This window comes from Paenibacillus catalpae, from assembly GCF_900112695.1.
Lineage (GTDB): Bacteria > Bacillota > Bacilli > Paenibacillales > Paenibacillaceae > Pristimantibacillus > Pristimantibacillus catalpae.
Genome location: NZ_FOMT01000011.1, coordinates 1 through 25,534 on the forward strand (window position 1 = coordinate 1; position 25,534 = coordinate 25,534).

The window sequence follows — 25,534 nt, forward strand, 5'->3', positions numbered from 1 at the left end:
TTCTCTTTTATGAGAGCCATTAGCTCAGTTGGTAGAGCACCTGACTTTTAATCAGGGTGTCGAAGGTTCGAGTCCTTCATGGCTCACCATTTATTTAAACGTCCAACCCGCAGACTTCGGTCTGCGGGTTTTTTGATTCTTTCTATATAGAAACTAAAACAAGAAAAGCTTGAAGGACCATAATCCTTCAAGCTCTTTATTATTACTTAAGTTTACGAATACGAAGCTCTTCGACAATCTCGGCAACTGATCCGTCCAGGCGTTGTTTAAGCTCATCGTTCAGCTCGAATTGGGATTCGCCAACGCCGGCATCTACACGGGCGATCTGTGAATCAATTGCGTATACACCGCTGCCGAAATGCTTGGCATTCAAAGCAGATAGAACAGGTTTAAGCGAGTAATCAATGGACAGCAGATGGGCGATCGAACCGCCAATGAACAATGGCGTTACGAACTTGTCGGAAAGTCCCTTTTGCGGGAGAAGATCAAGGAATGTTTTGAGTACGCCGGTGAAGGAAGCTTTATATACAGGGCTTGCAATAATGACAATATCTGCGGCTTCTACAATAGAAGCTGCCTCTACAATGGCAGGGCTGTCGAATCGTGCATGGATAAGGTCTTCAGCTGGAAGGGAAGCGACAGTAATATGGTTGAAGGAGATGCCTTGCTCCGAGAGATGCGCTTCTACATATTGCGTAATACCTGTTAAACGTGAACCGGGATTAGGGCTGCCAGACAAAATAACAACTTGAGACATCATTATCCACTCCTTAATTATCTTTAATTCCGATATGTTAACTTTGAATTAATCCTAACATGAACGTTTTCAGTCGTCAAACACATTATAACGCCGTCGCCGAAGATTTTAATCATTTTTTTCCTCATGGTAGGGAACAATGTTGAACAGTTATAACAAATGATGTGACTGACAAAGGGGAACATTCGAATGACGTATTGGCTGGCTGTTGGAATGAGTGCTGTTTTGACGATTTTATTTGTGCCCGTTATGCAGAAGATTGCTCTTAAATACGGAATTGTTGACCGCCCAAATTGGCGCAAAATCCATAATCGTCCGATCCCGTTAATGGGCGGCGCGGCATTGTATATCGCTTGTATCCTCACGATTATCGCTTTTCAGGGGATAACCTCGCTTAGCTTATGTATTATGGTTGGCGGAGCGCTGCTTGTGTGTATCGGATTAATGGATGATGCATCTAAGGCGAAAGGAAAGGACTTTCCGGTATGGCCAAGGGTTATTATCTACTTAGGGGTATCCACTATCCCACTCTTATTCGGTATTCATATGGACGGCGTGACGAATCCGGCTAATGGTCATTTTTTCGGCTTTCCAATATGGTTTGATGCGATCGGAACAATTATATGGGTATTTGCCCTTATTAATATGATCAATTTCATTGACGGGGTAGATGGACTGGCTTCCGGGGTATGTACGCTGTCGTCCCTTACCTTGTTTGTCACGGCCCTTATCAAGGGTCAGGCGGATATTGGAGTGACTGCGATTATTATCGGCGGCGCTTGTATCGGGTTTCTGATTTATAACTTCCACCCTGCGAGAATTTTTATGGGTGATGCCGGAGCAACGTTTTTGGGTTATACGCTTGCTGTGATTGCAATAGATGGTGCTTTCAAAAAAGCGACGTTTATTACGATTCTGGTTCCTTTGCTCGCATTAGGCTTGCCGATTCTTGATACGGTTATTGTTATGCTTCGAAGGCTTGCTACGGGGAAGGGGCTTCATCAGGCGGATAAGCTCCATACCCATCATGCCCTAATGCGATGGGGGCTTACTCAGGTGCAGACGGTCTCCTTCATGTATCTCATTGCGGCGCTGTTCTCCCTGCTGTCAATTCTGCTGCTTGTCATGAAAGGCTGAAAGGAGCAGCCGTTTTGTGATACAATGACGAAAAAAAAGCGTCATTCTTTGAGCTGGAGATTGGAGTAATGTAAAAATGAGCACGACAGATTGGTTAACCCCGCTGCAGCACATTTTGAACTGTCAGGTTCGGTTCATTACGTTCTCATTATCGGATTGGAAGGGCCTTGTTCAGCAAGCGGATACAACGTGGGCTCACGACGATAACCGCGATAAGATTACGGAAGGCAATCGCGCAGCGAATAACGGAAAGACATGGATCGTAGCCAGGGTGACGGGCAATGAACTGGAAGCGATCGAGATTGAAGGAGAGCTGAAGCAGGCAGAAGCAGAGTTGCTTACATGGACGCTGCAATGGAATCAAGCCCAACAGCAGGCCGTTAAGCCAGGTGCATTGTCTGAAAGTGAGTCATTTGCTTTAAAATTAAGTGAATGGATTCAGCAGCAGCTTGAATCCGAGGAGCCTTCTTATTCGATTCCTGATCATCTTACTGCCGGCGGCAAGTTGTTTGCAGAGATGATTCCTTTCTTATTAGTGACAGAGTATACGAATGGCAAGCAGGCATCATACCCTGAACTGGAAAAGCTTCTTCGCTCCTTCCTGGCCGAGGATATTTTGCTTATTCCGCTAAAGAACCAAGAGTGGCTCATTTGGGGACCTGTCTCCTTGTTAAAAGAAGCCGACAGCGAATTTATGGATGATGAAGATGAAGAAACGGTTGAAGACAGCTTGTCATCAATCTGTCATGGCCTACACGAGATGCTGGCAAGTGAATGGATCGGCGAATGCCATCTGGCTGTCGCTCATCCGGTATGTCCGGCCAAAGGAATTGTGGAGACTACCGTACTGCTGCGCGAGACCATAAATCTTGGCCGCAAATTCCATGTCGGGACAAGTATTCATCTGCCTTGGATGCTTCAGCTCGAGCGGCTCCTGAATGCGATTCCGGAAGTCCAGCGTTCCCGTTATTTGGAGCATGCGCTAAAACGGACTGAGCTGTTCGTAGAGTCCGAAATGCTCGCCACACTGGAGACATTCTTCTCTCTTGACTGTAATGTCAGTGAAACGGCAAAGAAGCTTTATATCCATCGGAATACATTATTATATCGTTTAGATAAATTAAAACAGGAAACCGGACTTGACGTCCGGCAGTTCCGAGATGCTGTATTAGTCAAAATTATTTTACTATTGTACAAAGTTACGAAAAGGAATTAGTTTTTTTGTAAAGTTTGTGCATAGTCACAAACGAGCCCGTGAGATAAGATATACCCATAAGAAATTTTCTTTTAGGGGGACATTCAAATGGCAGGCGTACGTTTAGAAGGCATTTACAAAAAATACCCGGGTTCCGACAAAGCATCGGTAACTGATGTTAACCTTGACATTAAGGACAAAGAGTTTTTGGTACTGGTAGGACCTTCCGGCTGTGGTAAATCGACGACTCTTCGTATGATCGCAGGTCTTGAAGAAATCTCCGAGGGCAAGCTGTACATCGGCGACCGCGTCGTAAACGACGTAGCACCGAAAGACCGCGACATCGCGATGGTATTCCAATCCTACGCGTTGTATCCTCACATGAACGTTTATCAAAACATGGCATTCGGCCTTAAACTTCGTAAATTCAAAAAAGCAGACATCGACAAACGTGTTCGTGAAGCTGCTAAAATTCTTGATATCGAGCATCTGCTGGATCGTAAACCAAAAGCTCTCTCCGGCGGTCAACGTCAACGTGTAGCTTTGGGACGCGCTATCGTTCGTGAACCACAAGTATTCTTGATGGACGAACCACTTTCCAACTTGGACGCTAAACTTCGTGGTCAAATGCGTGCTGAGATCAGCAAGCTGACTAAACGTCTTGAAACAACTACAATCTATGTAACGCATGACCAGATCGAAGCAATGACAATGGGTGACCGTATCGTTGTTATGAAAGACGGTTTCATTCAACAAACAGCTTCTCCTGAAGAGCTGTACAACCACCCAGTAAACATCTTCGTAGCTGGCTTTATCGGCGCACCTTCGATGAACTTCATCACTGGTACGCTTACTGACCAAGGCGGCACAATGAAATTCAAAACAACTGGCGTTGACGTTGCAGTACCAGAAGGTAAAGCAGCTTCCCTTCGCTCCAAAGGTTACCTTGGCAAAGAAGTAATCCTGGGCATTCGTCCGGAAGATCTTCACGAAGAGCCGGTGTTCCTGGAAGCTTCCCCGAACACTATCGTTAATGCTAACGTTGAAGTAGCTGAGAACCTGGGTCATGAAATGTACCTGTACCTGAACGGTATCGGTTCTGACACAGTAATCGCTCGCGTTGACGGTCGTTCGACTCTGCGTGACGGTTCCACTGTTAAGCTTGCTCTCGACATGAACAAGGTTCATATGTTCGACAAAGAGTCCGAGCTGAACATCTTCGAAAACTAATCCTTACATTTACAACAAGGCTGTCTTCCGATAGGGAGGCAGCCTTTTTTATGTTTCTATAAATAAAAAAACCGAAATGGCTGATGCGGCGTCTAATACATAACGAAGTGTCTGGAATGGAATTGGAGGGGGATATGGAGAGGGACGAATATGCTGCGGCTGCTATAAAAGGGGACGACGATGCGCTTATTATGCGCATCCAGATGGATCAAAGCCGCCTATACGGCATTGCCTATTCTTATTCGCGTAATGAGACGGATGCGCTCGAGGCGATTCAGGAAATGACATTCCGGGTTTGGAATAAGCGCCGTTCTTTGCGTGATCCAAAATTTTTTACGACCTGGATGACACGGATTCTTATCCGGGTCTGTCTGGATGAGCGGAAAAAGCGGCGTCGTGAACAGCCACTTACCAATGAGCTGATGGAGAGGGATACGCTGGCAGCTACGGAAAATGGGATAGACAGAATGGATATGGCTGTTCTGCTGCAGAAGCTGCCCTCAAAGTACCGGATGGTCATTGTACTGAAATATTATCGGGACATGACGATTCCGGAGATTGCTGAGCTCCTGGAGAAGCCGGACGGAACGGTAAGGACCTGGCTGCATCAAGCCTTGAAGCGATTAAGGAGTAACGATTCATATGGAAAGGAGGGGATGAAGATTGAGTGGGAATAGATCCGAATTTGAGCAAGGACTGGCGGAAATGTTGTTGGAGGATAAGGAAAACGTACAACGGGTTTTGGAAAGTGCGTCAGAGGAATCTATTGCCTCAACGATCCGAATGGGTGTGGAACAAGGACGACAGCAGGTAAGGAGAAGAAAAAGCAGACTGGCTGTTCATATGACAGCTTCAGCGGTTATCGTGCTTGTTCTACTTACGGCATGCATTCGGGTATCCCCTGCCTTTGCGGAACTTGTGCGTGAGATTCCGGGTCTAACCGGGGTCGTGGAATTGATAAAAGGCGATACTACGCTGACAAGTGCAATCAACCATGAGTTTATACAACCGGTGAATAAGTCAGTTAGCAAGAACGGCTATACGCTCACAGTCGATGGCGTAATGGCTGATCAGCAGCGAATTGTGATTTTTTATACAGCAGACGGGCAAGGCGTAAGCGAGGATATGGACATTACGGATTACAAGGTTACCGATGGATATGGGGAGCCTTTGGAAGCCCTGATCGGCAGCAGCTATTATGCTATCGGGCATACGGAGTTGGAGAAGGATGACGCGACAAGTATCCATGATATGATGGATATCATGTTAGGTGAAGGTGTTCCAGTGCCGGGAGTGATCAGGTTCAGTCTTAAGTTAGGCGGCGAGTGGCATGAGGTTGATATTCCGGTTGATCATAGCCGGTTTGAAGAGTTAAGGGAAGAAATTACGCTGAACAAAGAATTCGAGGTTGGAGGACAGCGTTTCCTCATAGAGAAAGCTCTTGTTACTCCGCTGCAAGCGTCTGTAACAATCCGAAGGGAACCGGACGCAAGGATACGTGCCAATTCTTTTATTAAGCTGGCACTAGTGGATGAGAAGGGGCGGCGATGGGAGACAAAAGGCGGTTTTGGCATGCTGGATGACGGAACGACGACGCTGACATTCCAGAGCAATTACTTCGAGAAGCCAGAGCATCTTCGTTTGGTAGCCGATGGGCTGCTATTATCGCTGAAAGACCAGAAATTTGTTATTAATACCGAAACGGGAGACACGCTTGAAACACCCGATGATCGGATTCGATTAACGAATGTCCAGTCAAGCTCGTCAGCTATTGAATTGTCAATTGAAGCAACGCGGCTGAATGAGCTGGAACAGTTTTATGGCTATTGGTTATTTGACCACAAGGCGGTATTCCATGACGCTTCGGGGACGGAGTATACGCTTCTAGACCATGATGGTACACAAAGCACTTCAAGGGGGGATGCAGACGGTTCGGGTTTCATGTACGAAGCTTACTACTCGATTCCGAACAAACCGTACAAACAACCGCTAACCTTTGAGCTGTATCAGTACCCGGGATATGTCGAAGAACCGGTGAATGTGGTTATAAAATGACGAAAAGCGCTGAGCGACGGAGAAACGTTGCTTTCGGCGCTTTTTTCCTTTACGATGAAGCTATTGGTAATGGATTACACCCTTCATATAACTTAATTGGGAATGCAAGTGAGGAGGCCGTTCGATGGCTAAAAAAGTGAAAGTATCGGAGCTAGTGCAACATTTCTCAATGGAGATCGTATCCGGCGAGGACGGCTTGAAGCGTTCTATTCTGGTTGATGATCTGTATCGTCCGGGCCTGGAGATGGCAGGATATTTCGATTATCATCCGCATGAGCGCGTACAGCTGCTCGGCAAGACGGAGCTTACCTTCATCAGCACGCTGACGAGTGAAGAGCGCAGATGCCGTTTTGAACAGCTGTGTCACGAGAACACGCCTTGTATTATTTTGACTCGCGGACTGGATGCTCCGGATGAGCTGGTCGAGTACTCGAATAAGGCACAAATTGCAGTGCTGCGCAGCAATGTGGCGACAACGATTTTACAGAGCCGGATTACGGACTTCCTGGAGAAAAAACTCGCTCCAACCGCTACGATTCATGGTGTTCTGGTTGACGTCTATGGCGTGGGCATGCTGATCACCGGCGGAAGCGGAATTGGTAAAAGTGAGACTGCCCTTGAACTCGTTAAACGCGGCCATCGTCTTGTAGCCGATGATGCGGTTGAAATTCGTCAGACATCGGATGGACAGCTGTTCGGCAGCGCGCCGGAGCTGATCCGTCATCTGCTTGAGATCCGCGGCCTCGGGATTATCAACGTAATGACGTTGTTTGGTGCGGGTGCAGTACGTACAAGTAAGCGTATTACGCTTGTTATCAAGCTCGAGAACTGGCAGCAGGACAAACAGTATGACCGTCTTGGACTCGATGAGGAGAAGACGCGGATTATTGATACGGATGTGCCGCTTGTTACGGTACCGGTTCGCCCTGGACGAAACTTGGCAGTCATTATCGAGGTGGCAGCGATGAACTTCCGTCTGAAGCGTATGGGTTACAACGCGGCTCTGCAATTTACGAATAAGCTGACGGAAACGATTGCCGAGGATACAGATGATTTTGATTGATCGTTATAGGCATGGAATGCAGGAATAGACCTACTATAGAAGGAGCACGGAACAATGAATCTGTTGATTGATCCAACGGCATTTTCCATTGGGGATATCCATGTACGTTGGTACGGAATTATTCTGGGTACGGCCGCGCTGGTCGGCTTGCTTCTGGCGGTACAGGAAGGGAAAAGATTCGGTATCAAGCCGGAGTTTTTCATGGACCTGCTGCTGCTTGGCGTGCCGTCAGCCGTTATTTGCGCGCGTATTTATTATGTGGCGTTTACTTGGGATGAGTATAAAAACAATTTGGTGGACGTCTTCAAAATTTGGAATGGCGGGATTGCCATCTATGGCGCCTTAATTGGGGCTTTTTTATGCGGGTACTTCTATTTCCGTTATAAAGGATATCCATTCTGGAGGCTGGTAGATATTTGTGCACCGGGTCTGCTTGCCGGCCAAATGATTGGCCGCTGGGGGAACTTCATGAACCAGGAGGCCTACGGCGGTCCGGTGGAAGAGAGCTTCCTGCGGAATACGCTGCATCTGCCTGATTTTATTGTAAATCAAATGTATGTTGCGAGCGAAGGACTCTATCACCATCCGGCATTTTTGTATGAGTCGCTGTGGAGTTTGGTTGGCATTATTATACTGCTGGTTATCCGCCGTCAGAAATTCCTGCGGGCTGGCGAGCTGGTTGCAATCTATTTCATCTGGTACTCGATTGGACGCTTCTTTATCGAAGGTATCCGTACAGACAGCTTGGCTTTTGAGGGTCCGGGCGCACTGGGTTCCCTGATGGATGCTCTATGGACACCGATGACCTGGTTCGGCTTCGAACAAGGTTTCCTTGACCCGGCTTACGGCGATGTGCGGATTTCCCAGCTGTTGGCGGTTCTGCTGGTTATCGCGGCCATTATCTTTATCGTAGTACGCCGTACAACAGGAGCGGCATCTGTGCATTACAATGATCCGATTGTATCCACGAAGGAGACAGCAGCACCTGTGACGGATGCTAAAACGGACAACCTGTAAGTCTTAACAGCAGTAGGAGTGAAAGCCAGTATGACAGGCAATATACGAACGATGCTGTTCGATCTGGACGGCACGATAATGGACACCAATGAGCTGATTATTCGCTCGTTCATGGAATCGCTGAAAGGCCTAGTACCCGAGGACTTCGGAAGAGAGCATATTATTCCGAGCATGGGACTTACGCTTCAGGCGCAATTTCAGAATTTTACGGGCCTTGCGGATGTCGATCATCTTATAAAAGCCTACCGCACGGTAAATACAAAGCTTCATGACGAGCTGCTCCGGCCGTTCCCTTATACGAATGAGGTCATGAAGAATTTGCATGAGCAAGGTATTCAGATCGGCGTTGTGACGACCAAGATCCGGATGTCGACGGAGCGGGGTATGAAGTTTTGCGGGCTGTATGATTATGTCGATGCGTTTGTCACGGTAGATGACGTGGTTAATCCTAAGCCTCATCCTGAGCCGGTGCAGATGGCTCTCGAAAAGCTTGGTGCGGATCCGGCAACAACGATTATGATTGGCGACAGCACAGTCGACATGATCTCTGCCAAGGAAGCGGGGGTAATCCCCGTTGGCGTTGCCTGGTCACTGAAGGGCAAGCAGCTGCTGATGGAGAGTGGTGCTCAGTATATCATTGATGATATGCGTGAGTTGTACGCATTCGCAGGAATGGAGCGATAGCCTTAATGCGGAACGTAGAGCGTTATCCGGTTCAGGGGCCAAATGCACTATGGCAGATGTACCGAACGGTAAGCCGGTTCAAGGCGGTGCGTAATTTTATCGCCATCCAGCTGGCCCGGTACTGCCCGGAGCTAACGGTGAAGAATTGGATTTACCGCCGGATTCTCGGCATGAAGGTCGGGAAGCAAACGGCTTTTGCATTGATGGTCATGGTAGATGTATTCTTTCCGGAACGGATTGAAGTCGGGGATAATACGATAATCGGCTATAATACAACAATCCTGACGCATGAATATTTGATTAAGGAGTACCGGCTTGGGGATGTGAAGATTGGCTCAAATGTGATGATTGGCGCCAACTCCACCATTCTGCCTGGTGTAACGATAGGAGATCATGCGGTTATCGCGGCAGGTTCTATCGTCCATAAGGATGTGCCGGCTTACACGTTTGTAGGCGGCAATCCGATTCGGGAGATCAGGCGGACGGATGCCGGGGAGCAAAAGGATGACGATAAGTCGGTCCATCTGTTGAAATCATAAACAGCAGGTTCCCGTTAACGATCCAAGAGGAAAAGCCTCACTATTCGCGCTCGCCAATGAGCACGGATAGCGGGGCTTTCTTGCTGAAATCAAACGGCTGGAAGACAAGCCCAGTTATCTTGACGGAAACGAATGTTCATGCTAATATAACGACTAACTCTTTATTTTGTTAGTATGGTAACATGGTAGTACTTTAATATACTAAAGTATCTGAAGGTGAATAGTGATGTCCAAACCAAAAGTTTTTGAGAAGCCGATTGGCGTTAAAGATTATCTTCCGGGTGCAGTAGCGAAGCTGCGCCATATTGAACGTGATGTGCTCGCCTGCATGAAGGGCTGGGGCTACGAACAAATTATTACACCAACGATGGAATACTACGATACAGTAGGTGTCGCGAGCTCGACATCGGATCAGAAGTTATTCAAACTGCTCAACAACCGGGGTACAACGCTTGTGCTGCGTTCGGATATGACAGCTCCGATCGCACGCGTAGTGTCTTCGCTCCTGAAGGAATCGCAGTTCCCGCTGCGCCTGTCCTATCATAGCAACGTGTTCCGTTCCATTGAAGAGGAGTCGGGGCGTGAGGCGGAGTTTTTCCAGACTGGTGTAGAGCTTGTTGGTGATGCGTCTGCTGAGGCTGATGCGGAAGTGGTAGCACTCGCTATCGCTTCGCTAAAAGCAGCAGGTGTTGACCGGTTCAAAATCGCAATCGGCCATGTGGGATTCCTGAACGGCTTGTTCGAGGAGACATTGGCTGGACGCGAGGAAGCGCAAGAGCAGTTGAAGGCTTGTTTGCTGAACCGTGACTATGTCGGTTACCGGGAAAGCCTTCGCGAACTTAAGCTCCAAGAGCCGGTACAACGCGAGTTGGAGGGCATTCTCCGTCTGCGCGGAGGACAGGAGATTTGCGAGCAGGCGCTGCAGCTGAGCGCCGATGCGACAGCGCAGAAGTCGATCCGCCATCTGTGCGAAATTTGGGATGTGCTGAAGGCATACGGCGTATGTGAGCATGTGCTGATTGATCTGACGATGATTGGCGATTTCTCGTATTACACAGGCATGACGTTTGAGGGCTATGCAGCGGACCTTGGGTTCCCGGTGGCGAGCGGCGGACGTTATGATAATCTGCTCAGCCAATTCGGACGTCCTGCGCCGGCTACAGGCTTTGCGCTTAAGACAACGCGCATTCTGGAGCTGGTAGGCGCTGAAGAGGATACAGAGGGCAATGAGCGGGTCCTGATCGGTTATGACGGCGTAGGCCGCGCAGAAGCGCTGGCAGCGGCACAGCAGCTTCGTGAGCATGGTACAGCGGTTGTTACCGAGCGTATGACGGCAGAAGACTGGAATGGGCTTGAAGAAGGCTCGTTTACTTATAAAGGCGTGGCGTACACGAATGGACTGCCGTTTATCAGCGGCGTAGAGAAGAGAGCAGGAGGCATCGGACAATGAGCGAAGCAAAAAAAGACATTTTAAAAGTTGCGATGCCGAAAGGCCGCATCTATAAGCAGGCGTCTAAGCTGTTCCGCGAAGCGGGCCTGCCGATTCCAAGCGACTTTGACGATACACGCAAGCTGATTATCGAGCTTCCTGAGGTCGGCATGGAATTCATTATGGCAAAGCCAGTTGACGTTCCAACGTATGTGGAATACGGCGTTGCCGATATCGGGATTGTAGGCAAGGACGTGCTGATGGAAGAAAACAAGGACGTCTACGAACTGCTGGATCTTGGCATTGCAAAATGCCGGATGTCCGTTATTGGTCTGGGCGACTGGAAACCGGTTATTAACCCGCGGGTAGCGACGAAATATCCGAATGTGGCATCGCAATATTTCCGCGAGCTGGGTCAACAGGTGGAAGTCATCAAGTTGAATGGCTCGATTGAGCTGGCACCGCTGATTGGTCTGGCTGACCGTATCGTCGATATGGTGGAAACGGGTCAAACGCTGCGCGAGAACGGTCTTGTAGAGATGCAGTCGATCTTCCCGATCACAAGCCGCCTGATTGCGAACCGCGTCAGCTACCGGATGAAGAACGAAGCGATTCAAAGTCTATGTGACCGTCTGCAGGATACGATTGCGGCAAAGGTATAACACGATAGACTGAAGTGATAAAGGTGAGGAAGGGGACTTTAGGCTTATGCGGATTATGAAGGCGGAGCAGTTTGGGCTGCAGCGCGAGGTGGAGTACGGAACACCGGAGCAAAACGAGACGGTACGTCAAATCGTGGAAGCGATCAAGGCGGAAGGGGACGCGGCGCTGCTGCGATATACGGAGCAGCTGGACCGCGTCCAGCTTGAGGCGTCATCGCTGCGCGTGACGCAGGAGGAGATCCAGGCGGCGTATGAGAAGGTCGACGCCGAATTCCTCACGGCGATCCGCGAGGCAGCCGTGAACGTCCGGGTATTCCACGAGAAGCAGAAGCGTAACTCGTGGATGGATCTGCAGCCGGACGGTACGATGCTCGGGCAAATTCTCCGGCCGCTGAAGCGGGTCGGCGTATATGTGCCCGGAGGTAAGGCGGCGTACCCGTCGTCCGTGCTGATGAACGTGATTCCGGCACAGGTAGCCGGCGTGCCGGAGATTGTGATGGTAACGCCGCCGGCAACAGGAGGCAAGGCAGGCATCGACCCGTATATTCTTGTAGCCGCTGCAGAAGCGGGCGTGAAGGAGATGTACCGGGTCGGGGGCGCACAAGCAATTGCCGCACTGGCCTACGGCACAGCTTCGATTGCTCCGGTCGATAAGATTTGCGGTCCGGGCAACATTTATGTGGCGCTGGCGAAGCGCTCGGTATTCGGCGCTGTTGATATCGACAGCATCGCCGGACCAAGCGAGATCGTTGTGCTGGCGGACGAAGGCGCGAATGCTTCTTTCATCGCCGCCGATCTGCTGTCGCAAGCGGAGCATGACGAGATGGCATCCGCGATTCTCGTAACGCCTTCCGAGACGCTTGCAGAAGCGGTTGCAGCAGAGGTGGAGCGTCAGCTTGCTACACTGCCGCGCGAAGCCATTGCGCGCGCTTCGATCGACAGCTACGGCGCTGTGCTGCTTGTTGACTCCATCGAAGCGGGTATCACTGTCGTAAATAAGCTGGCGCCGGAGCATCTGGAAGTGCTGACGGCTGATCCGATGAGCCTGCTGGGTCTTATCGAGAATGCCGGTGCGATATTCCTAGGACCATACAGCTCGGAGCCGGTAGGCGATTATTTTGCCGGACCTAACCATATTATCCCGACAAACGGGACCGCGCGTTTCTCCTCGCCGGTGAACGTGGATGATTTCCTGAAGAAGTCGAGCCTGATCTACTACAGCAAGGAAGCCCTGTTGAAGAACGGCAACAGCATTATGACGCTGGCGCGCCATGAGGGGCTGGAGGCGCATGCCCGCGCGATTCAGATCCGTTTGGAGCAGGAAGGCAAGTAAAAGGCAATAGAAAACCATTCATTATAGAAAGAAGGAATTATAAGTGGCTGAACGGAAAGCGGAAATTGCGCGTAAAACAAATGAAACAGACATTAAGCTTAGCTTTGCGGTAGACGGTACAGGCGAAGTGAAGCTTGAGACGGATGTACCATTTCTGAATCATATGCTTGACCTGTTCACGAAGCATGGCCAATTCGACCTGACGGTTGAAGCACGCGGCGACATTGACATCGATGATCACCACACGGTTGAGGATATCGGCATCTGCCTCGGTCAAGCGTTGCGAGAGGCGCTTGGGGACAAACGCGGCATTAAGCGTTATGCGAGCGTATTCGTACCGATGGATGAGGCACTGGCGCAAGTCATCGTCGACGTCAGCAACCGTCCGCACTTTGAATACCGAGCAGAATATCCTTCGACGCAAGTCGGCAGCTTCGAGACGGAGCTGGTGCATGAGTTTCTGTGGAAGCTTGCGCTGGAAGCGCGTATCACCCTGCACGTCATCGTTCACTACGGCAAGAACACGCATCATATGATTGAAGCGGTGTTCAAAGCTTTGGGACGTGCGATCGACGAAGCAACAAGCATCGATCCTCGTGTACAAGGAGTGCCTTCAACGAAAGGAGTGCTGTAGCATGATCGCGATCATCGATTACGGCATGGGCAATCTTCACAGCGTCAGCAAGGCGGTAGAACGCCTTGGCTATGAAGCGGTGGTAACGGCTGATCCGGCCGTTATTGCATCGGCAGACGGCGCGATTCTACCGGGTGTCGGCGCGTTTGGCGACGCGATGGAAAACCTCCGCGAGACCAAGCTGGATGAGGCAGCAAAAGCCTATGCGGCTTCCGGCAAACCGCTCATGGGCATTTGCCTTGGTATGCAGCTGCTGTTCAGCCAAAGCGAGGAGTATGGCGTAAACGAGGGACTTAACCTGCTTCCGGGCAAAGTCGTCCGTTTCCAAGGCGATTACAAGGTACCTCATATGGGCTGGAACAAGCTGAGCTTCCTGCAGACGGACAGCCCGCTGTTCAAGGACCTCGAGGAAGGCCATGTGTACTTCGTGCACTCCTATCATGTAAAGCCAGAGATGTCTGGCGACCTTCTGGCTACAACGGATTATTATCAGCAGGTGACGGCCATTGTCGGCCGTGACAACGTATACGGCATGCAGTTCCATCCCGAGAAAAGCAGTGAGCTCGGTATGCAGCTGCTGGGCAACTTCCTGGCTCTGACGGGAAGTCCGGTTGTGTAGCGATAAATAAATAGATCAGATTTTTAGCGTATGAACGAGAGGGGAGCGTGCACGAAATGCTGGCGAAACGTATTATTCCATGTCTGGACGTAAAGGACGGGCGGGTTGTAAAAGGAGTCAACTTCGTGAACCTGCGCGATGCGGGGGACCCGGTTGAGCTTGCGTCCACTTACGATCAGGAGGGCGCCGACGAGCTGGTCTTCCTCGATATTTCGGCTTCGGTCGAAGGACGCGCAACGATGATTGAAGTCGTGAAGCGGACGGCCGGAGAGATTACGATTCCGTTCACGGTTGGCGGCGGTATCTCCCATGTCGACGATATGAAGCGTCTGCTCCGCGCAGGCGCGGACAAAATCGCCATCAACACGGCGGCGGTTCTGAATCCGTCACTTGTCAGGGACGGTTCCCGCAAATTCGGCTCGCAATGTATTGTTGTAGCCATTGACGCGAAGTACAACGAAGCATGGGGCGAGTGGGAAGTATTCACCCATGGCGGCCGCAAGGAAACCGGCATTAAAGTGCTTGAATGGGCGCGCGAGATTGAAAGCCTTGGCGCAGGGGAAATTCTGCTGACGAGTATGGATGCGGACGGTACGAAGGACGGCTTCGACCTGAAGCTGACCCGTGCGGTATCGGACTCCGTAGGTATCCCGGTTATTGCTTCCGGGGGAGCGGGCCGCATTGAGCATTTCTCCGATGTTTTCGCGGAAGGGCATGCGGACGCAGGCCTTGCGGCGACGATTTTCCACTACAAAGAAATGACGATCCGCGAAGTGAAGGATGATCTCAGACAGAAAGGCGTGGAAGTGCGATGACGGAATTGGCAGAGCGCATCAAGTGGAGCGAGGACGGCCTTGTTCCGGCCATTGTACAGGACGCGCAGAGCAAGGAAGTGCTAATGCTTGCTTATATGAACAAGGAGTCGCTGCAGCTGTCGGTTGAATCGGGCGTAACCTGGTTCTGGAGCCGCTCCCGCAATGAACTGTGGAATAAAGGGGCAACCAGCGGCCATACACAGCAGATCCGTTCCATGTCGTATGACTGCGACGCTGACACGCTGCTGGTCCGTGTGGATCAGAAGGGGCCGGCCTGCCATACAGGCGCCTACTCCTGCTTCTTCAATGAGATTGAGGTTGCGGACGCGGATAAGGACGACGCTGGAGCCAGTGCATCCGCGGGCAACCGCTTTGCGATTCTCGGCGAGCTCGAGAGTGTAATCGCGCAGCGTTATGCGGAGCGTCCGGAAGGGGCTTATACCACGTATTTGTTCGAGAAAGGTCTCGATAAAATATTGAAAAAAGTCGGGGAAGAAGCGACCGAAGCGATTATCGCTGCCAAAAACAACGATAATGACGAGCTGCGCTCGGAAGCTAGCGACCTGCTGTTCCATCTGCTTGTGCTGCTGCGCGAGCGCGGCTTGCCGCTTGACGATGTCATGGCTGAGCTGCAAGGCCGCCACGGCAAACCTGCTGCGAACAATGCGATGAGAAGAGAGCAGGCAGGTAAATAATTTTTTATAAGAAAGGCCGGTATGCAAATGTTTATCGATTATCATACCCATCATGCCCGCTGCGGACATGCTGTCGGCTCGCTGGAGGAATACGTGCAGAAGGGGATAGAGATCGGTCTTCAGCAGATCGGTCTTTCTGACCATATGCCGCTGCTTCATGTGGATCCGGCAACGTATTATCCGGAGATGGCCATGCCGATGGAGGAGCTCCCGCGGTATGTGGAGGAATGCCTCGCTCTGAAAGAGAAATATAAAAGCCAAATTGACATCCGAGTTGGTCTTGAGGGCGATTATATCGAAGGCCAAGAAGAAAAAATTGAAACGATCATTAACGCTTATCCGTTTGATTATGTGATAGGATCCGTGCATTTCTTGGGAGAATGGGACATTACGGACTTCCGTCAAACCCATGGCTGGGAAGGCAAGGACCGGATGAAGGTCTATGAGCAGTATTACGACGCGGTGGCGAAAGCGGCAGCAACCGGCTTTTACGACTACATCGGACATATCGACGTCATCAAGCGGTTCGGCTTCAAACCGGGTGGCGATGTTACGCATCTGGAGGACGCCGCGCTGGAAGCGGTGAGGCGCCACGGCATGGCGATCGAGCTGAATGCATCGGGGCTTCGGATGCCGGTGGAAGAGATGTTTCCAAGCCGCAGAATGCTCGAATATGCCAAACAATTGAACATTCCGATCACGATTGGTTCGGATGCGCATTCGCCTCAGCGGCTGGGACAATACTTAGATCAAGCGCGTGCGATGTTGAAAGATGTCGGTTTTTCTCAGCTGGCGACGTTTGAACGGCGAAAATTGGTACTAGTCGATTTTTGAATTATGGTAAATTAGATGTATAATGATATGGAACAAGCATGGCGCGGTATGAAAGCGTCAGGCAATTGACTGTAGGCTTTGCCTCGCAGCGAAGTCAGGAATTCATGTCAAATTATTGGTTTAAAACGCTCAGGAGGGTATCATGTTTAGCGACAAGTTGCGTATTTTTTCGGGTTCGTCCAATCCAGCATTGGCTCAAAAGATCGCCGGTGATCTGGGATTGACACTCGGCGCCATCAAAATGTCCCGTTTCAAGAGTGGGGAGATTTACGTCCATTATGAAGAAACCATTCGTAACTGTGATGTATTCCTCGTTCAATCGTTCTCGCATCCGATCAACGAGCATTTTGTCGAATTGCTCGTCATGATTGACGCAGCGAAGCGGGCATCCGCGAAAACGATCAACATCATCATGCCGTATTACGGCTACGCGCGCCAAGAGCGCAAAGCAGCTCCGCGGGAGCCGATCTCCGCGAAAATGGTGGCAGACGTACTCACTACGGTTGGCGCAAACCGAGTCATCACGATTGACCTTCATGCGCCAGCTATTCAAGGCTTCTTCAATATTCCGGTAGACCACATGACAGCGCTGGATCTGATCAGTGACTACCTGAAGTCGAAGAACATTCAGAACCCGGTAGTCGTATCTCCGGACGCTGGCCGTGCATCTACGGCAGAAAAGCTTGCAAATAACCTGGACACATCGTTTGCTATTATGATCAAGAAGCGCCCTGCGCATAATGAATCTTCGATTACTCACGTAATCGGCGATGTAGAGGGTCAAACCGCTATCATTATCGAGGATTTGATCGATACAGGCAGCACGATTGTCAATGTTGTTGAGAGCTTGAAGGAGCGCGGAGCGGCAGACGTCTACGTATGCGCAACTCACCCGCTGTTCTCGGGCAATGCCATTGAGCGTTTGAATCATCCTCATATCAAAGAAATTATTGTGACGGACTCGATCTCTCTACCAGAGGAGCATCCGGAGAAGTTCACCGTATTGTCGGTAGCTCCGCTTCTGGCGGAAGCAACCCGCATTATCATTGAAGGCGGTTCGATCAGCACCCTCTTCAAGACGAACGGCGGCGTTTAATCGAATAGGCAATGACAGAAAATCGCGGGCGTTTTACCTAACGTTCGCGATTTTCCCACATATTCTTTCGTGTTAGGATAGGCATTGCTATGGTATAATCGTAGAAAATCAAGTTCCGGGAGGTGCCTTGCCAGGTGAAAGAGAAGAAACGTGAAGCCATAGAACAGACAGCCAAGATCATACCGATACAATGGGACGCCACTTTCTTTTTCGAGCGGGCAGTTCGCTCGTTGGATCGTTACCACTATGACAAGGCACTTAAGTATTTCCGGCGTGCCGTGGAGTATGAACCGGAAAATCCGGTCAATCATTGCAACATGGCAGGCATCATGTCGGAGATGGGCAATTATGAAGAATCCAATCGGATTTTGAAATGGATTGTCGATGAGCTGGATCCGACGATGACAGAATGTCATTTCTACATGGCCAATAACTTTGCCAACATGGAAATGTACGAAGCAGCAGAAGGTGCGCTTGTTCATTATCTGGAGGAAGACGCGGACGGACAATACCTCGACGAAGCCGAGGAAATGATGGAGCTCCTCCATTACGAACTGGATCGCCCCGCGCCGCTGACTAGCATTAAAGCGCGCGAAGGCATGGTCGAGCATGACCAGGCCCGCAAGCTGCTGGAAGAAGGCAAGTTTACGGAAGCGGTCCGTATTCTTGAGAAGATTATTCAGGACCAGCCGGAGTTTCTTGCGGCCCGTAACAATCTGGCGCTGGCCTATTATTATATGGGTATGTTCGACAAGGCAATGGCAACGATCCGGGAAGCACTGGAGCTCGAGCCAGGTAATTTGCATGCCCTTTGCAATCTGGGGATTTTCTATCAGCATGCGGGGGATAAGGAGAGTCTTACACCGCTGCTTGATCTGCTGCGCAAAACAGCGCCGTTCCATCAGGAGCATGTATTTAAGCTTGCAACAACGATGGGCATCCTGGGCGAGCATGAGTCGGCTTACCGCCACTTCACCCGTCTACTGAAAGACGTGGAGCTCAATCTGGATCCTTGCTTATATCATTATGCGGCAGTAGCCGCGTGTCATATCGGCCGGTACGTGGAGGCTGAGCGCCTCTGGAAGCAGGCTGCAAAGCTTGATCCGGAGTCGGATATTCCGCGTTACTACATGGAACAGCTGTCCCTTATCAAGGACGGTGACCAGAACGCATCGGTGAGTTACCATTACCATTTGCCGTTTGAGGAGCAGTTCAAACTGTGGGAAAATTCCTCGGATGGGCTTCCCGAGCATCTGAAGCGTGATCCGCTCGTACGCTCGTCGTTCTTCTGGGCGCTCCGTCATGGTGACCAGAACACAAAGCTGCAGGTGATCCAGGCGCTTGGCATGATTGCCGATAATGAAGTGAAGGATGTGCTTCGCGCGCTTCTCCTTGAGGCGGACGAAGACGATTACTTGAAGCGGATTGCCGTCTTTGTGCTCCGTACGATGGGCGTGCAGGAGCCGCTGCATGCTGTGCTGGAAGGCAAGGCTACGGTGATTGAGCCAAACCGGGTTCCTTCGCGCCTTCCCGTGTGGGAAGACAAGTGGCAGGAAGTTGTGGAAGCGGCATTGTCCCGCGTGAACAAGCGTTTCGACCTTGTCCAGCAATATGACTTGATGACGCTGTGGGTTGAGTTCCTCTCGAGGCTCTACCCGGATGTACCAAAGCTGACCAAACCCGAGGGCTGGGCAGCGGCGCTTGAATATTTGACGGCCAAGATGCATCGCCGGACGACGTCGTATCCTGAAATAGCGGAGCGGTATGGCATCTCCATTGCGACAGTCAGCAAGAACGCCAAGAAAATTGACGAGGTTTGCGGAATCAAGGAGAAGATGAAATCGATCAATTCGGTATTCTCCTTGGACCATCTCGAGTAGGATTTTTCCAATATGATTTGTCATCAAAACGCACTGAAGGATATGGTTCCCTAAGTGCGTTTTGTCTTTATCGGGCAAACTTATATATAATAAGTATAGATGCACTTGTCATTTGTTTCTTTTCCTTACCCAACCACCTTACAGTGGTTGAACGACTTGAAATTCCTGCATGTTGATGGTGGCTCGTGCTCGGAGTGAGCGAAGCGGAAATAATGTACTGTAGAAGCGCAGCGATCGCCTTTGTCCCTTAGTTTCAACCTCTAAAGGTTAAGTGGAATAAAGAAACTAAGGGGCAACAGCGATCGAAGGGACGTTATTTTCGCGCAGCGATGTAAGAAGCACTTAGACGCAATCAGCAACTTGCATACTTTTAGGAGGACAACCATGTACAAATCCATCATTATTGGTACCGGCCCTGCCGGTCTCACAGCAGCAATCTATATGGCACGTGCGAACATGAAGCCCCTCATTATCGAGGGACCTGAGCCGGGCGGCCAACTGACAACAACAACGGAAGTCGAGAACTTCCCGGGCTTCCCTGAAGGCATCATGGGTCCTGAGCTCATGGCTAACATGCGCAAGCAGGCTGAGCGTTTTGGCGCGGAGTTTATTACGGGCTGGGTGAACAGCGTAGACATGTCGGAGCGTCCGTTTAAGCTTCAAGTAGAAGGAAAAGGGGAGATCGTTGGGGAGACGATCATTATTTCGACTGGCGCATCAGCCAGATGGCTGGGTATTCCAGGCGAGAAGGACAATGTCGGCCGCGGCGTAAGCACGTGTGCAACTTGTGACGGCTTCTTTTTCCGGGGCAAAAAGATTGTTGTTGTGGGCGGCGGCGACTCCGCGATGGAAGAAGCAAACTTCCTGACTCGTTTTGCCACCAATGTAGAGCTTGTGAACCGTCGTGATGAGCTTCGTGCTTCAAAAATCATGCAGGACCGTGCGCGCGAGAACGAGAAAATCAGCTGGAGCCTAAACCGCACGCCGGTTGAGGTTGTAGCGGGCGGCATGGGCGTTACGGGACTTAAAGTCCGCAACAATGCAACGGGCGAAGAAGAAACGATCGAAACGGACGGCGTCTTTATTGCAATTGGCCATACGCCAAACACGAAATTCCTGAACGGTCAGATCGATACCGATGAGCATGGCTACATCAAAGTGAAGCCGGGAAGCTCTGAGACGAACGTACCAGGCGTATTTGCTTGCGGTGACGTACAAGACAACAAGTACCGTCAGGCGATTACAGCAGCGGGCAGCGGCTGTATGGCGGCGCTTGACTGCGAACGCTTCCTCGAAAGTAACGGTACGCATTAATACGGCCGGTTAGAGTCAGCCCTTTCCTGCTCTTGGAGAGGGCTTTTTAGTGCCAAATGCCGACCGCTGTAGGGAAACACTGGGACGGCGATTATCTTGACCGGAATTGGGCATTCGCTTATAGTTGGTAACAGAGTAGATAACATATTAATGAGGTGGACTAGTAATGTCTGAGAAGATTTACGTTGGAGTCGATGTCGGCGGCACCGCTATTAAAGTTGGGATTTGTAATGTGGACGGCGATTTGCTCCACACTTATGAAGGGCCGACGGAAACGAGTAAAGGTACGGACACCATCCTTCATAATATTGCGCAGTATGCGCGCAACATCGTTGCGGAATCATCGTTCGAATGGGAACAAGTTGAAGGCGTTGGCGTAGGGATCGCCGGCTTCCTTGATATCCCGAACGGTATTGTGAAGTTTTCCGGCAACTTGAAGATTGAGAATGTTAACTTGAAGGGGTACCTCGAGAAGGAGCTTCAGGTTAAAGTACTTGTAAATAACGACGCAAACGTTGCTGCGCTTGGCGAAGCATGGGCAGGTGCCGGCAAAGGCATTGATAACTGCGTATGCTATACCCTTGGTACCGGCGTTGGCGGCGGTATTATTATCGGCGGCAAAATCGTGGAAGGCTTCGCCGGTATGGCTGGCGAGCTGGGCCATATCGCCATTGTGCCTGATCTGGAAGCGATCCAATGCGGTTGCGGCAAAATGGGATGCCTGGAGTCGGTGTCTTCTGCTACGGGCATTATCCGTATGGCGAAGGACGCAGTTGAACGCGGTGACCGCACAACCTTGACGCAAGTTGAAAATATTATGGCAAAAGACGTTATTGACGCTGCAAAAGCCGGCGACGAAGTAGCGGCCCGTATTGTCAGCCGTGCGGCGTATTACCTTGGCAAGTCTATGGCTTTGATGGCTGTTGTGCTTAATCCGGAATGCTTTATTATCGGCGGCGGCGTGTCGAAGGCAGGCGATTTCCTGTTCGACCAAATTCGCGAAGTATTCGCGAAATATACGCAGAAAGAGGCGCAGGAAGGCGTGAAGATCGTTGCAGCTACACTTGGCAATAACGCCGGCGTAGTAGGCGCAGCAGGCCTTATTTTGCGGTCCTAGTAAGAAAAATGTACAGCTTTACGATGGGGAAAGAGGGTGCAGCAATGGAAACGGGAGCGATGTCAAAGCTTGTTATCATTACAGGGATGTCCGGCGCGGGCAAGACGATTGCCGTACAGAGCCTTGAGGATCTTGGCTTTTTCTGCGTTGACAATTTACCGCCGGTGCTTATCCCTAAATTTGCAGAGCTGATTGAGCAGTCCAATGGCAAGATCGGCAAAGTAGCCCTGGTGATTGACCTTAGGGGACGTGAATTTTTCACTGCCTTATCGGAATCATTAAGCTTTATTAAAGAGCATTTCACGATCAGCTGCGAAATTCTGTTCCTCGATGCGACAGACGAAGTGCTTGTCCAGCGTTACAAGGAAAGCCGTCGCCGTCATCCGCTTGCTCCTGAAGGCATGCCGCTTGAAGGCATCCGCCTTGAGAGAAGAATGCTGGAGGACCTGAAGGGTTCGGCTTCCCAAGTTATAGATACAAGCAGCATTAAGCCGACACAGCTGAAGGAACGTATTATCTCCCGGTTCACCAATTTGGAGAATAACAGCCTTTCGGTGAATGTGACCTCCTTCGGTTTCAAATACGGAATTCCGATTGATGCAGATTTGATCTATGACGTGCGGTTTTTGCCTAATCCTCATTATGTGGATCATTTGCGCCCGAATACCGGGCAAAATCCGGAAGTTTATGATTATGTGATGAAATGGCCGGAGACGCAAGCCTTTCTGACCAAGCTGCTCGATATGCTTCAGTTTCTTCTTCCTCTTTATCATAAAGAAGGCAAGAGCCAGGTTGTAATCGGCATCGGGTGTACGGGCGGCAAACACCGCTCGGTTGCGATTGCGGAATATTTGGGTCGCATGCTCGGCAGCAGTGATACGGAACGGGTACGCGTCAGCCACCGCGATGCTGACCGTGATAAGCATTGACGGGGTGATAGGATGCAGAGTAGGCATAAAATAATTAGGCGACCAAAGATCGTCGTTATCGGGGGCGGAACCGGCCTGTCGGTGATGCTGCGCGGGCTTAAGGAGAAGCCGCTCGATATTACAGCGATCGTGACCGTCGCCGATGACGGCGGCAGCTCGGGGATTCTGCGCAATGAGCTGCAGATCCCGCCGCCGGGCGATATCCGGAACGTCATCATGGCGCTAGCGGACGCGGAGCCATTATTAACAGAAGTACTTCAGTACCGTTTCTCCAGCGGCACTGGACTTGCCGGACATAGTCTGGGCAATCTTATGCTGGCCGCAATGACGGATATTGCAGGGGATTTCGTAACGGGTATCCGCGAGCTCAGCAAGGTATTGGCTGTACGAGGCCGTGTGCTGCCTGCAGCGGGCCGTGCGATAGTGCTGAAGGCCGAGATGACCGATGGTACAATTATAGTCGGAGAATCGCTTATTCCGAAGGCAGGCAAGAAGATCAAACGGGTATTCGTTGAACCGGATGATGTGGAGCCGCTTCCGGAGGCTATTGAGGCGATTGAGCAGGCCGATGCGATCCTGATCGGTCCCGGCAGCTTATACACGAGCATCATACCGAACTTGCTCGTGCCTAGGCTGGCGCAAGCGATCGTGGATTCGACTGCCGTTAAGCTGTTTGTATGCAATGTGATGACACAGCCAGGCGAAACGGATGGTTATTCGGTCAGCGACCACCTGAGAGCGGTTCAAGACCATATCGGTCATAGCCTGTTTGACTACGTGCTGGTGAATGATGGAGAAATTCCTCCGGATGTGTCGGAAAAGTATGCAGAGTTGGGTTCAACTCAAGTGAAGGTGGACGTTGACGAAGTGACCCGGATGGGACATGAAGTAATTTCCGACCGTCTCGTGCTGTACCGGACATTCCTGAGGCATGACGCAGAACGGCTTAGTCATCATATTTATAAGTTAGTGGAAAACTGGATGTTAAGAAAGAGGTGAACAAGCGATGTCATTTGCGGCGCAAACGAAGAAAGAGCTGACAATGATTGAGGCGGACACCTGCTGCGAGCGGGCTGAATTGTCTGCACTCATTCGAATGAACGGCTCCGTCAGTGTATCCAGCCGCAAAGTCGTCCTCGACATCTCAACCGAAAACGCAGCAATTGCCCGTCGAATTTATACCTTGATCAAGAAACATTTTGCAGTGCATACGGAACTGCTCGTCCGTAAAAAAATGCGGCTCAAAAAAAATAATGTATATATCGTCAGAATTCCGACGAGGGTACAGGAAATACTAAGTGAGCTTCGAATTGTTTCTGAGGGCTTTGTGTTTAATTTGGGTATTGATAAAGATATCATCAGGAAGCCTTGCTGCAAAAGATCCTATCTGCGGGGAGCATTCCTTGCCGGCGGTTCGGTCAACAATCCCGAGGGTTCATCTTATCATCTTGAAATTTCATCGATGTATGAGGAACACTGCTCGGCCTTGGTTGACCTGGCGAACAAGTTCGATCTGAACGCAAGATGTATCGAGCGGAAGAAAGGCTTCGTGTTCTACATCAAAGAGGGCGAGAAAATAATCGAGCTGCTGAACATTATCGGCGCTCACCAAGCTTTGTTCAAATTTGAGGATGTCCGGATTATGCGCGATATGCGTAACTCGGTTAACCGGATCGTGAACTGCGAAACGGCTAATTTGAATAAAACGATTGGTGCGGCCGTTCGGCAAATTGAGAATATCAAGCTGCTGCAAAAGGAAATCGGGCTAAATAACCTCCCGGATAAGTTAAGAGAAGTGGCCGAAATCAGACTACAGCATCCCGATATGAACCTGAAGGAAGTTGGCGAAATGCTCAAAGGCACCGTCAGCAAATCAGGGGTCAACCATCGGCTGCGGAAAATTGATGAACTTGCGGAAAAAATACGCAACGGCTAAACTTTTAACCTAGTGCATCAGATGGTATAATGATATAATATGAACAAAAAGTCTTATACAAGCGTAAACAGGTGGGCCGACTTTAAGAGGGGCAGCATACGTTTCGCGGATGAAATATAAGCACAGTATAGCGAAAATTTATACTTTCTTATATTTTTTAAAGGTATTAGTCATGTCAGGCTGAGCATGAAGCAAATTGCCAGACTTATTATAGTACAGGGGGTATGGTTACCATGACAAGGCTACCGGTTGTCGTTCGTCTTAAAACAGGTTTGCACGCAAGACCTGCCGCATTATTCGTTCAAGAAGCGAACAAATTTTCCTCCGAAGTATTTGTTGAGAAAGACGACAAAAAAGTAAACGCAAAATCCATCATGGGTATTATGAGCCTTGCGATCAGCTCGGGCACAGAGATTCACATCAGTGCAGAGGGTTCAGATGCAGAGCAGGCTGTAAACGCTTTAGTCGCACTCGTCAGCAAAGAAGAGCTGGAGAACCAATAAGAGCTTATATGAAATGACAAAAAAGCGCCCCGGCATTCAATTGAATGCCGGGGCGCTTTTT

At 50.3% G+C, this 25,534-nt stretch carries 26 protein-coding genes and 1 tRNA gene; 26 read left to right on the forward strand and 1 reads right to left on the reverse strand.

Annotation, left to right across the window (positions count from 1 at the left end; genetic code table 11):
- The first annotated feature begins 13 nt into the window (after window positions 1-13).
- A tRNA-Lys gene (locus BM200_RS29220) sits at window positions 14-89 on the forward strand.
- 113 nt (window positions 90-202) lie between these two features.
- On the opposite strand, the gene ssuE is transcribed toward BM200_RS29220, so the two are convergent.
- The gene (gene ssuE / locus BM200_RS29225; protein ID WP_175533078.1) at window positions 203-757 is read right to left on the reverse strand and encodes an NADPH-dependent FMN reductase; all 555 of its coding nucleotides are present in this window, start codon (window positions 755-757) and stop codon (window positions 203-205) included.
- 189 nt (window positions 758-946) lie between these two features.
- Between ssuE and BM200_RS29230 the strand changes: the two genes are divergently transcribed.
- The 25 genes from BM200_RS29230 to BM200_RS29350 all read left to right on the forward strand — a co-directional run bounded on the left by BM200_RS29230 (window position 947) and on the right by BM200_RS29350 (window position 25,473).
- Window positions 947-1,894 carry an MraY family glycosyltransferase gene (locus BM200_RS29230; RefSeq protein WP_091190923.1) on the forward strand — a complete coding sequence of 316 codons (948 nt, stop codon included), beginning with the start codon at window positions 947-949 and terminating at the stop codon, window positions 1,892-1,894.
- 76 nt (window positions 1,895-1,970) lie between these two features.
- Window positions 1,971-3,110 carry a PucR family transcriptional regulator gene (locus tag BM200_RS29235; RefSeq protein ID WP_091190926.1) on the forward strand — a complete coding sequence of 380 codons (1,140 nt, stop codon included), beginning with the start codon at window positions 1,971-1,973 and terminating at the stop codon, window positions 3,108-3,110.
- An 87-nt stretch (window positions 3,111-3,197) separates the two neighbouring features.
- On the forward strand, window positions 3,198-4,319 hold the full coding sequence (locus BM200_RS29240; protein ID WP_091190928.1) for an ABC transporter ATP-binding protein: 1,122 nt from the start codon (window positions 3,198-3,200) through the stop codon (window positions 4,317-4,319).
- Window positions 4,320-4,453: 134 nt separating this feature from the next.
- Window positions 4,454-4,996: a sigma-70 family RNA polymerase sigma factor gene (locus BM200_RS29245; RefSeq protein ID WP_175533075.1), complete on the forward strand. Its 543-nt coding sequence runs from the start codon at window positions 4,454-4,456 to the stop codon at window positions 4,994-4,996.
- Entirely contained in the window at window positions 4,983-6,374 is a 1,392-nt protein-coding gene (locus tag BM200_RS29250; RefSeq protein WP_091190933.1) for a DUF4179 domain-containing protein, read from the forward strand. Before BM200_RS29245 ends, BM200_RS29250 begins: the two co-directional genes overlap by 14 nt.
- 124 nt (window positions 6,375-6,498) lie before the next feature.
- Window positions 6,499-7,437, forward strand: coding sequence for an HPr(Ser) kinase/phosphatase (gene hprK / locus BM200_RS29255; RefSeq protein ID WP_091190935.1), 939 nt, complete (start codon window positions 6,499-6,501; stop codon window positions 7,435-7,437).
- A gap of 54 nt (window positions 7,438-7,491) precedes the next feature.
- On the forward strand, window positions 7,492-8,454 hold the full coding sequence (gene lgt, locus BM200_RS29260; RefSeq protein ID WP_091190937.1) for a prolipoprotein diacylglyceryl transferase: 963 nt from the start codon (window positions 7,492-7,494) through the stop codon (window positions 8,452-8,454).
- A gap of 30 nt (window positions 8,455-8,484) precedes the next feature.
- Window positions 8,485-9,138 carry a pyrophosphatase PpaX gene (ppaX, locus tag BM200_RS29265; protein ID WP_091190940.1) on the forward strand — a complete coding sequence of 218 codons (654 nt, stop codon included), beginning with the start codon at window positions 8,485-8,487 and terminating at the stop codon, window positions 9,136-9,138.
- Window positions 9,139-9,143: 5 nt separating this feature from the next.
- Window positions 9,144-9,677: an acyltransferase gene (locus tag BM200_RS29270; RefSeq protein WP_091190942.1), complete on the forward strand. Its 534-nt coding sequence runs from the start codon at window positions 9,144-9,146 to the stop codon at window positions 9,675-9,677.
- Between the two features lie 226 nt (window positions 9,678-9,903).
- The gene (locus BM200_RS29275) at window positions 9,904-11,127 is read left to right on the forward strand and encodes an ATP phosphoribosyltransferase regulatory subunit (protein WP_091190945.1); all 1,224 of its coding nucleotides are present in this window, start codon (window positions 9,904-9,906) and stop codon (window positions 11,125-11,127) included.
- Window positions 11,124-11,768: an ATP phosphoribosyltransferase gene (gene hisG / locus BM200_RS29280; RefSeq protein ID WP_091190947.1), complete on the forward strand. Its 645-nt coding sequence runs from the start codon at window positions 11,124-11,126 to the stop codon at window positions 11,766-11,768. The genes BM200_RS29275 and hisG overlap by 4 nt, the downstream gene beginning before the upstream one ends.
- 46 nt (window positions 11,769-11,814) lie before the next feature.
- Window positions 11,815-13,101 (forward strand): histidinol dehydrogenase, encoded by a 1,287-nt coding sequence (hisD, locus tag BM200_RS29285; protein ID WP_091190950.1) that lies wholly within the window; start codon window positions 11,815-11,817, stop codon window positions 13,099-13,101.
- Window positions 13,102-13,144: 43 nt separating this feature from the next.
- Window positions 13,145-13,735, forward strand: a complete 591-nt coding sequence (hisB, locus tag BM200_RS29290) for an imidazoleglycerol-phosphate dehydratase HisB (RefSeq protein WP_091190953.1) — start codon at window positions 13,145-13,147, stop codon at window positions 13,733-13,735.
- Between the two features lies 1 nt (window position 13,736).
- On the forward strand, window positions 13,737-14,354 hold the full coding sequence (gene hisH, locus BM200_RS29295; protein ID WP_091190955.1) for an imidazole glycerol phosphate synthase subunit HisH: 618 nt from the start codon (window positions 13,737-13,739) through the stop codon (window positions 14,352-14,354).
- A gap of 56 nt (window positions 14,355-14,410) precedes the next feature.
- Window positions 14,411-15,169, forward strand: a complete 759-nt coding sequence (gene hisF / locus BM200_RS29300; RefSeq protein WP_091190958.1) for an imidazole glycerol phosphate synthase subunit HisF — start codon at window positions 14,411-14,413, stop codon at window positions 15,167-15,169.
- Window positions 15,166-15,864 carry a bifunctional phosphoribosyl-AMP cyclohydrolase/phosphoribosyl-ATP diphosphatase HisIE gene (gene hisIE / locus BM200_RS29305; protein WP_091190960.1) on the forward strand — a complete coding sequence of 233 codons (699 nt, stop codon included), beginning with the start codon at window positions 15,166-15,168 and terminating at the stop codon, window positions 15,862-15,864. Before hisF ends, hisIE begins: the two co-directional genes overlap by 4 nt.
- A 27-nt stretch (window positions 15,865-15,891) precedes the next feature.
- On the forward strand, window positions 15,892-16,698 hold the full coding sequence (hisJ, locus tag BM200_RS29310) for a histidinol-phosphatase HisJ (protein WP_091191020.1): 807 nt from the start codon (window positions 15,892-15,894) through the stop codon (window positions 16,696-16,698).
- A 142-nt stretch (window positions 16,699-16,840) separates the two neighbouring features.
- Entirely contained in the window at window positions 16,841-17,794 is a 954-nt protein-coding gene (locus BM200_RS29315; protein WP_091190963.1) for a ribose-phosphate diphosphokinase, read from the forward strand.
- Window positions 17,795-17,928: 134 nt separating this feature from the next.
- The gene (locus tag BM200_RS29320; RefSeq protein WP_091190965.1) at window positions 17,929-19,674 is read left to right on the forward strand and encodes a HEAT repeat domain-containing protein; all 1,746 of its coding nucleotides are present in this window, start codon (window positions 17,929-17,931) and stop codon (window positions 19,672-19,674) included.
- Between the two features lie 384 nt (window positions 19,675-20,058).
- The gene (gene trxB, locus BM200_RS29325) at window positions 20,059-20,988 is read left to right on the forward strand and encodes a thioredoxin-disulfide reductase (RefSeq protein ID WP_091190968.1); all 930 of its coding nucleotides are present in this window, start codon (window positions 20,059-20,061) and stop codon (window positions 20,986-20,988) included.
- Window positions 20,989-21,154: 166 nt separating this feature from the next.
- Entirely contained in the window at window positions 21,155-22,105 is a 951-nt protein-coding gene (locus BM200_RS29330; RefSeq protein ID WP_091190971.1) for an ROK family glucokinase, read from the forward strand.
- Between the two features lie 44 nt (window positions 22,106-22,149).
- The gene (gene rapZ, locus BM200_RS29335) at window positions 22,150-23,034 is read left to right on the forward strand and encodes an RNase adapter RapZ (protein ID WP_175533076.1); all 885 of its coding nucleotides are present in this window, start codon (window positions 22,150-22,152) and stop codon (window positions 23,032-23,034) included.
- A 12-nt stretch (window positions 23,035-23,046) separates the two neighbouring features.
- Entirely contained in the window at window positions 23,047-24,033 is a 987-nt protein-coding gene (locus tag BM200_RS29340; RefSeq protein ID WP_091190974.1) for a gluconeogenesis factor YvcK family protein, read from the forward strand.
- A 7-nt stretch (window positions 24,034-24,040) separates the two neighbouring features.
- Entirely contained in the window at window positions 24,041-24,970 is a 930-nt protein-coding gene (whiA, locus tag BM200_RS29345; RefSeq protein WP_091190976.1) for a DNA-binding protein WhiA, read from the forward strand.
- A 233-nt stretch (window positions 24,971-25,203) separates the two neighbouring features.
- Complete coding sequence (locus tag BM200_RS29350) at window positions 25,204-25,473, forward strand: HPr family phosphocarrier protein (RefSeq protein WP_012772176.1); 270 nt, start codon at window positions 25,204-25,206, stop codon at window positions 25,471-25,473.
- Window positions 25,474-25,534: the final 61 nt, after the last annotated feature.